This window comes from Kordia antarctica (genome assembly GCF_009901525.1).
Lineage (GTDB): Bacteria > Bacteroidota > Bacteroidia > Flavobacteriales > Flavobacteriaceae > Kordia > Kordia antarctica.
On record NZ_CP019288.1, the window covers coordinates 1,525,561 to 1,537,382 of the forward strand.

The following is an 11,822-nucleotide window of genomic DNA, read 5'->3' on the forward strand; positions in this document are numbered from 1 at the left end:
TATACAAATCTTACACTAAATCAAAGAAATAGATGCGAATTTCTCAAAACCCACTCAAATTCAAAAAGCTTCAGACTAGCAAATTCACACCATTTTTCTTTTAACAGAATTTTAACCATTCGCCGTTAAACCATGCTGTTTCTTTGCAGTCAAATTCAATTCAAAAACGATACTAAGAAAACTACTCACTGAAATGAAAAAACTATTGCTATTTCTATGTCTTATAGGAATTATTTCTATTGCGAATGCACAACAAGGAAAATCTTCCAAAAAAGTAACGATTACTGGAAAAGTATTCGAAAAGAATTCAAAACAACCGCTTGAATACGCAACAATCATCTTTCAAGATACTGCAAAGAAACGTTCGGTAACTGGTGGAATTACCAAAGCAGATGGTTCTTTCTCCATTGAAGTTGAAGCAGATACGTACGATATTAAAGTTGAGTTTATTTCGTTTTTATCGCAAGACATCAAAGCAAAACCATTATTGGAAAATATGTCGATTGGCAATTTTTTCCTTTCGGAAGATGCGCAAAGCCTTGAAGCGATTGAAATTATTGCAGAAAGAACTACGGTAGAAATTAAACTAGATAAAAAAATATATAATGTTGGAAAAGATTTAACGGTTCGTGGCGGAACGGTTAGTGACGTTTTGGACAATGTTCCATCGGTTTCTGTAGATGTGGAAGGAAATGTTTCACTTCGTGGGAATGAAAACGTTCGAATTTTAATCAACGGGAAACCTTCTGGTTTGGTCGGTTTGAATTCCACAGATGCATTGCGACAATTACCTGCGGAAGCTATTGAAAAGGTAGAAATTATTACGTCGCCATCAGCGCGTTATGATGCAGAAGGAACTGCGGGAATTTTGAATATTATTCTTCGCCGAAGCAAATTGCAAGGAATAAATGGCGCAATTACCACAAGTCTCAGCTATCCAACTGGATATGGAATTTCAGGAAATATCAATTACCGAACAGGCGATTTTAACTTTTTTACAACTTCTGGTTACAACTACCGAGAAACTCCTGGGAATTCTAGGACATTTACGGAATATTTCAATGGAGATGATCCAAATACTTTTTTAGATGAAGATCGTGAGTTTGACCGAATTCGTAAAGGATTCAATTCAAATTTCGGCGTAGAATGGTATGTAAATGAATCAACTTCCGTAACAACTTCTTTGGTGTACAGAGATAGTGACAATGAAAGTAGTACGTTGAATATATTGAACCAATTTGATTCAAACTTAAACTTAACTAATACAAGTACACGTTTTGACCCAGAATTTGAAGATGATAAAACGATTCAATATGCGGTTAATATTGACAAAAACTTCGAAAAAAGTGGTCATAAATTAACAGTAGATTTTCAATATGAAAGCAGTAAGGAATCTGAAAATTCGTTTATTTCCGTAGATAATGTACTTTCTGAACAAGTTGCAACTGTGGAAAATCAAGATAGTATCCTTCTACAAACCGATTACACGCTTCCTATCGGAGAAACGGCGCAGTTTGAACTTGGATATCGCGGAAATTTTTCAACCTTAAACACAGATTATCTAGTTGCCTTTTTACAAGGAACTGATTTTGTATCAGATACAAATTTGAGCAACACATTAAACTATCGCGAATATGTAAATGCGCTATATTCGCAATACGGAAACAAAATCAATAAGTTTTCTTTCTTAGTAGGATTGCGAATGGAAAGTACGCGGATTACGATTGACCAAGTAACAAGTGGCGATTTTAATCAGAAAAACTATGTTGGCTTCTTCCCTACTGTAAATTTAGGATATGAAATTAGCCAAGATCAAAGTATTACATTAGGATATAACAGACGAATTCGTCGTCCGCGTTCACGATACATCAATCCGTTTCCTTCGCGTTCAAGCATTACGAATGTTTTTCAGGGAAATCCTGATATCGATCCAAGTTATTCTAACGGAATTGACTTAGGATATTTGAATCGTTTTGGAAAGCTTACGCTAAATACGTCTATTTATTTTCAACGATCTACGGATGTATTTAATTTTATTAGTGAAGATACTGGCGAAACCACGTTGCTTAACGGACAAGAAGTTCCAATTATTCGTAGAATACCAATTAACTTAGCTAGAAACGATCGCTATGGTTTTGAATTTACGTTAACATACAATCCATCTAGAAAATGGCGTTTAAACGGAAACCTGAATCTTTTTCAATCGTTTACAAAAGGTGATTTTAATGGTGTAAATTTTGATGCAGATAACTTAAGTTGGTTTGTTAGAGTGAATAATAAAGTAACGCTTCCTGCAAATATTGATTGGCAAACTAGTTTATTTTATAGTGGCCCAAGTCAAGATGCACAAAACCTCAGAAAAGGACTTTTTTCTATGAATCTTGCATTTAGCAAGGATTTATTGAATGAAAAAGCTTCCATTGCTTTTAATGTAAGTGATGTTTTTAATTCGAGAAAAAGACGATCGGAATCGTTTACAGATACGTTTAATAGCGAAGGAGAATTTCAATATAGAGAACGTACATTTAATCTTTCATTTACATATAGATTCAATCAGAAAAAGAAAAGCGAACGCGGCGGAAGAGGACAAAATGACGATGATGAAGGCGGATTTGCCGCACAACCGTAATTATCTTTCTATCAAATATTAAAAGAGATTGTCTCAAAAGGCTTAAACAACTTCATTACGAGAAATTTTTAATTTCGAAGTAATCTGTAAATCATTAACTTAAATTTGACAGATTGCTTCATTTCGGTTCAACTCAATGTAAAACATTTCATTCGCAATGACTACTTTTCCGATAACCTCTTTTTTTTATGATTTTACTTACGTGAATTTCGCCATTTTGAAGCTTCTTTTTATTTTAGTATTGAGAGTTGTAATCTTTTTTAGTATTTTAGATTTCTGAGAAATTTTACACTAAAAAAATATATAGTATGGCGCACGCAACTCCGAAAGCAAAAACGAAAGATCGAATTAAATTACCTTTTACGTTTGATGCTGACAAAATGTTAGCTGAGTTTGAAGCTTTAAAGTTGAAAAATTTTGAATATTACAATGTAATTCCGCTACGCGCGCCAGCTCACACCGTAGATTCTTCCATTCCAATGCCGCCGCCAGCCGCAGATTACGCAGATGGTTCTTGGTGCGATTGGTTAGATACGGAACATTTAGAAACGTCTCTATATTTAAAAAGTGTCGTTGATACTTTTAAAGAAAATACAAAAGTGACTTTGGTACGTTTGTTACGTTTGGCGCCAAATTCTGTGGTACAACAACATACAGATCCGACGTTAGGTTTGGAAATTCACAGTTCAGTGATTCGGTTGACAATTCCAATTTTAAATAAAAAAGGTGTTCAATTTTTCTTAAACGATACTGAAGTTCCAATGCAACCTGGCGAATGTTGGTATTTACGCTTAACAGATCCGCATAGAGTGCTAAATAATGGCGCGACAGAACGCGTAAATCTTACGATAGATATGATTCCAAATGATTGGATTCGGAGTGTTATTATGGAAAGTGAATTGTAATTTTTAATCTTCAATAAAATACATGGATAGACAAGATAGATTAATTTACTGCCAACGATGCGATCATAAAAAATTTGATTCAAATAGAGGTGTCATTTGTGGTTTAACGAATGATATTGCTAAATTTAATATTACTTGCAAGGATTTTGCTGGCAATGAAAAAGAAGTGCTCAAAGCAATTGATGATGAAGAAATGCGAAAAGTTCAACTTGAAGAATTGCAAGCTTATATTGAAGCTGATGAAAAAATTTCAGTATGGAGCATTCTTAAAATTATCATTGCGATAATTGGAGCTATTCTTGGTTTTTTAAGCTTATAATATTGTTTTTATGATCATATTTTTTTTTTCAATAAAAAAGAAAATTATCCAACTCAAATACTAATAAAATATAAGATTTTTCTATTTTTACGCATCTATAAAAACTACAAGACAAATGAAAAAAATTACATTATTATTTATTACTTTATTTTACATTGGAATCTGTTTTTCTCAAAATGATATTGCCAAAGTAGCTAAAGTAAATGGTATTGAAGTATATATACTAAATGAACCACTTAGAAAATATGAAGTTGCTTTTAACAAGAAAAAAGGAATACAGTGGAGTTCATTTTTAACTGGTGGTTTTATAAATGCATCTATTTCTACTAAAATTACAAGATACATTGATAGGCTTCAAAAAGAATCTAAAGAAACAGGAGAAAAATTTGATGCAATAGTTTATACTAATGGAAAAAATGTAACAGCTATACGTTTCATCGATCCTAATGATAGTGAAAATAAAGGCTTAGCGACAGTTCAAAAAATTGAAGGAATTCCTGTTTTTGCAATGTGTGAACCAATACTCGCTTATGACGAAACTAAGAAAAAAGGTGGCGGAATCAAATGGAAAAGTATGGTTACTGTTGGTTTATGGAATAATAGTATTGAGCAAGATTTGATCAAATTTGCTAAAAGATTTAAAAGGCATTATAAGAAGAAAAAAATTGATGCAATTATATACAGAAGGCAGAAAAAAGCATATGGAATTAAGTTCTCTGGAGGAAAAAATACTAATGAAGTAGCATCAATAGAAATAGAAGATTCTACAACAGAAGAAGAGATTGAAGAAATTTCAACTATTGATAACAAAACGAAAACTTTTACGATTAACGGAAATTGGAAATCTTCTTGTGGACGTTCTTTTACACTTGTTAAATTAGAAAAACAATTAAAGCAGTTTGTTGGAGATAAAGAATTTACTTTTGAGAAAACAGAAAAAGATGGTGTTTCTGCTTTTCAAACTAAAGATGGAACTAAGAGTTTAATGATAAACGAAGATGGTTCTATCAATTACAAAACTACTGATGGTTTTGAATGTACTTGGACAAAAGAATAGTCTCTAGACATTAACTATATGATTAATCATCATAAAAAGAGGCTGTCTAAAAAGTCGAATTTTCGTCAAACCGAACCTTTCAACTGTCGCTCAAGACAGGCTTGATTCGGTTTCCCATAATCATTGAAAATCAATATAATGAGATTCTGAATTAAGTTCAGAATGACGCTTTAAACACTTTTCAAGCAGCCTCTTTTTTATGCTTTTTGTTTAAAACATCTTGTGATAAGATTTATTGGTTTCGTTCCAAAAAAAGTTCATCTCGTTCCATTAGTTTGAAAATGAGTAATTTAATACATTCTCTTTGTATAGAATTGCTTTCCTAAAAAAAGTAGCAATTTTATACACAAACTAAAATTTAACTAATTAACGAACCTTAAAACAATGCATTATGAAAACAATTCAAGCAGATCCAAAAACAGCATCTTTACAAGGAATTTCAGAAATTGAAAGAAAATTAAGTGATGTTATCGTCACAAGAGTTGAAGTCTTAGGCATACCAACTTTGATTACTTCCATTGTAAATGATAAAGACCTTTTCCCGCCTGCCGCTCAGGTATGTATTATGAATGATGAGGAAACGGAATTTACGGTTTCTACATTTGTTTATATAGATAGTCAAGTTGATATTGATCCAGAAAAGATATATGTTTCTGAAAAAGTAGGTTCAATGATTCCTGAATTTTATATCTCATATGATGCTTATGAAAACGCCACGGAATCCTATTATATGTATCAAGTTGAATTTAAATGTCCATTTTCAAACAATCCGGCTACTTCCAATTTAGAAATCGTAACTTTTTTAAGAAATTTAGATCCTATAACTTCAAGAGGTACAGTTACTACTGTAAAAAAGCCGATGGGACATCCATCTTAATAAATCTGGTAAACACAATAAAAAAACAGAAAAATCGCACGTATAAAGCATTGGTTATAAACTAATGCTTTTTTTATCATCAAAAATTGGCTACATTGATAAGAAAATAGCACATGAAATTTATAGCAAAAGTGATATTTATTTTTATATTTCTAAGTATTCCTGTGTTGCTTTTTTCTCAAAATAAAAATAACTATGATCGTTTCAAAGAAGCACTAACTACTAAAAGCGCACAGTTTAACACTGAAAATTACTTTTTAAAAGCACGCACTTTTTTTATAGCACAAGAGTGGGATTCTACGCTAGTGTACGCTATGAAACAATTGAGTACTGACAATCAAAATAGACAACTCAAAAATTATTGTCATTTTTTTAGAGGATACAGTTTTACTGAAAAAGAGATTTTTATAGAAGCTAAAAAAGAGTTTGCGCTAATTTCTAATGATTTTGTGTTTTACTACAATATGAAAATGATTTTAGGTAACATTGCATTAGAAGAAAGAAAATTTACCAAAGCAATTGCTTATTTTAAAGAAATTGAAACGCTTCAAACACGAAATCTTTTAGGTATAAAATCTGGAAATATTGAAGAAAATATTGGCTTAAGTTATTTTCATCTGAAACAGTATGACAAAGCAGAAATCTATCTAAAAAAAAGTGTTTTACTTCAAGAAAAAGAAAACGATACGTTGGAATTAATCAGTTCGTATGGAAACATCGCTAGTCTTTATTACGAACAATATAAAGATAACCAAGCTATTCCCTATTTTGAAAAAGCCTATGCATTAGCTGCCACAACTGATGATATTTTTGCCAAGCAAAATACAGCTCGAAATATGGCAGTTGTAGAGGAAAATCGTAAAAATCTAGCTAAAGCTATTCAATTCCGAAAAGAGTTTGAACAATGGAAAGATTCCGTTAATGATCAGAGTAAAATATACGCTGTTGCGCAAATAGAAAAACAAATTGCCGTTAAGGAAAAACAGAAAAAAGTTGTTTTATTACAAGCGGAAAATAAAGTGAAAAATGCACAACGAAATACCTTTTTATATTCCGCAATTATTCTGCTTTTGTTATTGGTTGCAAGTATTTATTTTTATCGTGAGAAAGTAAAATCGAATAGAATTATTAATCTCCAAAAAGAAAATTTGGACGAACTGAACGCTACAAAAGACAAACTTTTTTCCATTGTAAGTCACGATTTGCGTTCTTCAGTACAAGCAATCAAAACAAGTAACAAAGAACTGATTGAAACCTTAGAAACGAAAAATCTAACGAAAGTAAATAGCTTACTTCAAAACAATAGCGCTATTGTAAATGGTGCGTATAATTTGTTGGATAATTTATTGAATTGGGCATTATTGCAAACCAAACAATCCTATTTTGAAATCACCAAATTACGCTTGCTTTTAATCGTTGAACATGTATCTTATAATTACAAAGCGATGCTTGCTGATAAAGAAATTTCTTTTGAAAACAAGGTTGGGAAAAGTGATATTGTATTTGCCGATCAAGAATCGTTTAAAATTATTTTGCGTAATTTGATAGATAATGCAATCAAATTTTCCAATCCGAATAGTACGTTAAAAATCTATACTGAACATAAAGATGAAACATTCTGTTTGTTAATTATTGAAGATGAAGGCATTGGAATGGATGAAATTACGTGTGAAGAATTACTAAAAGATACAGGTCTTTTATCCAAAAAGAAAAATGAAAACAGCATTGGCACAGGATTGGGCTTACAGCTTTGCAAATCGATGGTTAAAAAAAATAACGGTACATTTTCCATAGAAAGCGAACTTGGAAAAGGTACTAAAATGATTATTTCATTACCAAAAAATCTACCAAATGGAAAACGTTAACATACTGATTATTGAAGATACAGAAGCTGAAAGTAGCAGACTTGTAAAAACGTTAACCCAAAACGGTTTTACAATTGTCGGTGTTGCTAAAACACTGAAAAATGCTTTAGAAATTTTCTATAACGAAAAAGTAGACATTGCAATTATTGATATTTTCCTTGATGGAACTCCAGATGGTATCGCTTTCGCTGAAACGATTAATGCCGTACCAAATGCCGCAAAACCATTTGTGTTTCTGACAAGTTCTACCGATCGGAGAATATTTGAACGCGCAAAACTCACACATCCATTTAGTTATCTTATCAAACCATTCAATGAATTGGAAATTTTATACGCGATTGAAACGGCTTTGGAAAAATTTTACGATCAAGATGATTCTTTTTTGGGTGCAGAAGAAAACACGATTATAAGCAAAGAAAGTTTATTTATTAAAAAAGGAAAATCGCTCAAAAAAGTTCACACAAATGATATTATTTACATAGAAGTAGAAGAGAAATACTGTAACATCATTACTGAAAAAGAAAAATTTGTCATCCTAATATCACTTGTCAAAATTATAGAATTGCTTGATGCTACAAAGTTTCACAGAACGCATCGAAATTTCATTGTCAATTTAGAAAAAGTACAAGAAATTATTCCTGGTGACAACCTCATCATCCTTTCTGGAAATCACAAAGCAACGTTGAGTAATACGTATAAAGACATTATCAAAAAAATTCGTACGCTTAAATAAAAAGGGCTTCTTTAAATATTTTTTCAATTTTCACTTTTAATTTTGTTTTTTGTCAATTTGTTGATTTGTTGATTTGATCTACAATTTTTAACTTTTCACTTTCAACTTTCAACTTTTAACTTTTAACTTTTAACTCTTAACTCTTAACTCTTAACTTTCAACTCTTTCCAACGCTAGTGCGAGTTTTTTCAACTCGTACCGATTATGAGTAAGGACTACTAATATTGAAAATAATTTTGAGTAATTCTTATAAGTTTCTAACATAAATTAGTAAATATTGAGCTTGTTTTACAGGGGTCAAAACAGTTTATCGGCACGAGTTGAAAAACTCGCGCTAGCCACTTCTTAAATATATTTTGTACTTCCCTAAATAGTGTTGACCGTTTTTCACTTTTCACTTTCAACTTTTCACTTTTCACTTTCAACTTTTCACTTTCAACTCTTAACTCTTAACTCTTAACTCAAAAAATCCTACTACCACAATTCTTCCAACTCATGGATAAGAATCTCCACCTCATACCATTTTTTACTTTTCTACACTAGTTGTAGCCTAATTTCACATCAGAAATAAAACGCTAGCGATTTAGTAACTACCATTAATGTGGAACAAAAACCACTTTAAAAAATAGGCGGAATCCGAAAAGCTTTATGAGTAGGAAAAATTAATCATTTAAAAACCAAAATTATGGCAACAATTAATGTATTAGTCGCAGTAGACGGCGCAAAATTAGCACAGCAAGTAGCAGACGGAAGTATCAAAGCTGGATCTAAAGGAAGTCCAACCGTTTTAGGATCATACTCATCATCAGATGTTTACATTACTATGACAGCTCCAAATAGTTCTATTGACAATGGAACTAATGGCCAATCGGAACTTCAAATTAAAGCAAATGGTGGCGATACTGTAGAATGGGCAATCACTACATTTGACAACAATTTTGATCAATCAGTGTACATTTACAACGGGAATTTTAATCCATCTGACGCAATAAATTCACCGCTTTCGTATGCTTCTGGGCAAGCGTATGCATATTTAGCGACAGGAAATCCACCTTCAGATACACCTACAAAATTTGTAAATCAGGTAAGTACGGTTTCTGGAACTATTTTGAAAATTGGACTTCAAATTCAGTACACGTTATCGTTTGCTCTTGTAGACAATGCGTCAGGAAAGATTATCGGATATTTTACTTGGGATCCGTTTATTAACGTAAACTAGTAACGGTTTATGAGTTTATGAGTTTATGAGTTTATGAATACTACTAAAAGAATTGCTTTTTCAAATAGTGAAAGCAGTTCTTTTTTTGTTTGATTCTCAATACTACTTCTCTGAAAAAAAATTACGTTTGTATTTGTTTCGATGAAAAAAGAAATAGCCTTTTTTTGAAAATAAAGTTAGTATCTTCATCTCTAATTTATTTCATCAAATAACCGTCAAACAATGTTGCCAAAGAATTGTACGATAAATTAAATGTTGAAACCAAAGAAAATTATATACTTTTTTATAAATTTTTAGAAAACCAAAGTCACGGAGATGCATTGCATTTAGCAACTTATCACGCTTTTGAAGCAATTTTTAAAAAGAAGTAAACTTGTTTCTTTCGACAAGATATACACTATTTTCAATCATTAAATTATTGAATCTTTCAATTATTTTTAGTGCGTAAAATTCCCAAAATACACCATATTGATATCTAGTTTGGAATTTCCAAGTGTAGAACCATCATGAAAACAATTGTCGGTTGGCGCAATGTAATACTGAAAAGGTTTTTGCGGAATGCGAATTACAGGATAATCTGGAAAGTGCTTAAAAAACGTTTCTGCCACATTATACACATCAACTTTCCTAATATCTGTTACTTCTTTGAGTTTGTTGTATACTTGAATCATAGACAAATTCACATATAAAAAATACCGCGTTTCCGTTCCGATGTTGATACAAATTCGATTTCCATGTTTGTACGTTGTATGTAAGGTCATAAATTGCGTTCCGTCGTTGTGCATTCCCATGTATTTTTTCTCAGGAATGGTAAAACCTGGATGCAATCGCGTAATGTCGCAAGCCACCATTTCTACATTTGGTAAATTTGCAGTAATGCAATGTAAATGAAACGGTTTATCGTTTGAAATGGTTTGTAAAAAATTACTCAATTCGGTATTCAATGCCAATGTCAACTCTTTGTGTTTGCCAAAATGTTGCATCACATCTTCCCTACTTTTACAGTTGCTAAAGTCAATTTTTTTAAAGAGTTCTTGTGCTTTTTTTGGAAGTTCTCCTATATAAATATTGTTATGATCTTTTAAACGTTCCGTTCCTGTCAATGTACGCTGTTCCGAAATTTCCAACGAACGCCAATCGCGTTTCGGAATGTACGCTTCGTCAATATATAATGGCATAAACGAAAAATGCTCGTAGTTTACTTCCGAACCTTCATGCGCTTTGTGATGCTTGACACCAGAATTGATTTGTATTTCTTCAAACCCTTTAGGCAATCTGTTATGAATTCCTATTCCTTTTTTTATCGTTTCAGTTTGTGTCATGATTCTAATTTTTAATATTGAAAACTTCCAAAATATACCATTGTAATATCTAAATTTTTGTTCCCTAATGTAGAACCATCATGAAAACAATTGTCAGTAGCGGCAATGTAATATTGATATTGTTTTTGTTGCACTTTTAGTACTGGATAATCTGGAAAATGACTAAAGAAATATGCTGGAATGTTCGTAATATTCACAGCCATAAATTCGTCAGCACTCATTCGTTCTTGAAGCATTTTGTAAGCTTCCATTAAATGTAAGTTTACAAATAAAAAGTAACGCGGATCTTTTCCTAGATTGATACTAATTCTGTTTCCAAACTCATGTGCCGTTTTAATAGTCATCAATTGTGTTCCGTCGTTATGAAGTCCTAAAAGTTTTCTCACAGATTCTTTGTGACCAACAGCTAACATTGTCGTATTTGAAGCCACTAATTCTAAATTAGGATGATTTACACCAATACAATGAAAATTAAATTTTTTACTGTTTGACTTCGGAAGTAAAAATTCATTCAGTAATTCTGTTGCTTTTTGAATCGCTGGCGGATCTTTTTCTAATCTATCAAAAACCTCATCTCTATTGGTACTTTCGACTAAATGCAATGTTTCAAAACACGCTTGTAATGCCTCAGGAATTTCTCCGAGATATATCGTATTAAAATCATTTCTGTCTTCATTTGGTGCTAAACAAGCAAGTTCTTTCGCTGTTAATTGTCGCCAATCTTTTTTATTTACATAAGCTTGAGGAATAAATTCTGGTGTAAATTTAACTCCTTTATAATTTACTGTAGCCGTTTTTTGCTTGCTGTGATGTGTTGTTCCTGAGTTTATGGTTAGTGCATCCGAACCTTCGGGAAGCATATTGTGAACCATTAATTGTCTCTTGATTTCCATGTT

The 11,822-nt window shown here is 31.9% G+C and carries 10 protein-coding genes; 8 read left to right on the top strand and 2 right to left on the bottom strand.

Features of this window, described 5'->3' with window-relative positions; genetic code table 11:
• The first annotated feature begins 193 nt into the window (after positions 1–193).
• From IMCC3317_RS06185 to IMCC3317_RS06220, 8 genes are all read left to right on the top strand, one after another.
• Positions 194–2,629, top strand: coding sequence for a TonB-dependent receptor domain-containing protein (locus IMCC3317_RS06185; RefSeq protein ID WP_160128643.1), 2,436 nt, complete (start codon positions 194–196; stop codon positions 2,627–2,629).
• Positions 2,630–2,937: 308 nt separating this feature from the next.
• A complete protein-coding gene (locus IMCC3317_RS06190; protein ID WP_160128644.1) occupies positions 2,938–3,534 on the top strand; it encodes an aspartyl/asparaginyl beta-hydroxylase domain-containing protein in 597 nt (198 codons plus the stop codon).
• A gap of 22 nt (positions 3,535–3,556) precedes the next feature.
• Positions 3,557–3,853 (top strand): hypothetical protein, encoded by a 297-nt coding sequence (locus IMCC3317_RS06195; RefSeq protein ID WP_160128646.1) that lies wholly within the window; start codon positions 3,557–3,559, stop codon positions 3,851–3,853.
• Between the two features lie 115 nt (positions 3,854–3,968).
• The gene (locus IMCC3317_RS06200; protein WP_160128648.1) at positions 3,969–4,910 is read left to right on the top strand and encodes a hypothetical protein; all 942 of its coding nucleotides are present in this window, start codon (positions 3,969–3,971) and stop codon (positions 4,908–4,910) included.
• Positions 4,911–5,301: 391 nt separating this feature from the next.
• Complete coding sequence (locus IMCC3317_RS06205; RefSeq protein WP_160128649.1) at positions 5,302–5,787, top strand: hypothetical protein; 486 nt, start codon at positions 5,302–5,304, stop codon at positions 5,785–5,787.
• A 113-nt stretch (positions 5,788–5,900) separates the two neighbouring features.
• A complete protein-coding gene (locus IMCC3317_RS06210; protein WP_228054969.1) occupies positions 5,901–7,652 on the top strand; it encodes an ATP-binding protein in 1,752 nt (583 codons plus the stop codon).
• The gene (locus tag IMCC3317_RS06215; RefSeq protein WP_160128650.1) at positions 7,639–8,385 is read left to right on the top strand and encodes a LytR/AlgR family response regulator transcription factor; all 747 of its coding nucleotides are present in this window, start codon (positions 7,639–7,641) and stop codon (positions 8,383–8,385) included. The genes IMCC3317_RS06210 and IMCC3317_RS06215 overlap by 14 nt, the downstream gene beginning before the upstream one ends.
• A gap of 685 nt (positions 8,386–9,070) precedes the next feature.
• Positions 9,071–9,604: an AidA/PixA family protein gene (locus tag IMCC3317_RS06220; protein ID WP_160128651.1), complete on the top strand. Its 534-nt coding sequence runs from the start codon at positions 9,071–9,073 to the stop codon at positions 9,602–9,604.
• A 437-nt stretch (positions 9,605–10,041) separates the two neighbouring features.
• On the opposite strand, the gene IMCC3317_RS06225 is transcribed toward IMCC3317_RS06220, so the two are convergent.
• The gene (locus IMCC3317_RS06225; protein ID WP_160128652.1) at positions 10,042–10,926 is read right to left on the bottom strand and encodes a hypothetical protein; all 885 of its coding nucleotides are present in this window, start codon (positions 10,924–10,926) and stop codon (positions 10,042–10,044) included.
• Between the two features lie 11 nt (positions 10,927–10,937).
• On the bottom strand, positions 10,938–11,819 hold the full coding sequence (locus IMCC3317_RS06230) for a hypothetical protein (RefSeq protein ID WP_160128654.1): 882 nt from the start codon (positions 11,817–11,819) through the stop codon (positions 10,938–10,940).
• Positions 11,820–11,822 lie beyond the last annotated feature (3 nt).

Bases quoted from the DNA above. Each gene is read 5' to 3' on its own strand.
- IMCC3317_RS06185 (WP_160128643.1), top strand. From the start codon at position 194: ATGAAAAAACTATTGCTATTTCTATGTCTTATAGGAATTATTTCTATT.
- IMCC3317_RS06190 (WP_160128644.1), top strand. From the start codon at position 2,938: ATGGCGCACGCAACTCCGAAAGCAAAAACGAAAGATCGAATTAAATTA.
- IMCC3317_RS06195 (WP_160128646.1), top strand. From the start codon at position 3,557: ATGGATAGACAAGATAGATTAATTTACTGCCAACGATGCGATCATAAA.
- IMCC3317_RS06200 (WP_160128648.1), top strand. From the start codon at position 3,969: ATGAAAAAAATTACATTATTATTTATTACTTTATTTTACATTGGAATC.
- IMCC3317_RS06205 (WP_160128649.1), top strand. From the start codon at position 5,302: ATGAAAACAATTCAAGCAGATCCAAAAACAGCATCTTTACAAGGAATT.
- IMCC3317_RS06210 (WP_228054969.1), top strand. From the start codon at position 5,901: ATGAAATTTATAGCAAAAGTGATATTTATTTTTATATTTCTAAGTATT.
- IMCC3317_RS06215 (WP_160128650.1), top strand. From the start codon at position 7,639: ATGGAAAACGTTAACATACTGATTATTGAAGATACAGAAGCTGAAAGT.
- IMCC3317_RS06220 (WP_160128651.1), top strand. From the start codon at position 9,071: ATGGCAACAATTAATGTATTAGTCGCAGTAGACGGCGCAAAATTAGCA.
- IMCC3317_RS06225 (WP_160128652.1), bottom strand. From the start codon at position 10,926: ATGACACAAACTGAAACGATAAAAAAAGGAATAGGAATTCATAACAGA.
- IMCC3317_RS06230 (WP_160128654.1), bottom strand. From the start codon at position 11,819: ATGGAAATCAAGAGACAATTAATGGTTCACAATATGCTTCCCGAAGGT.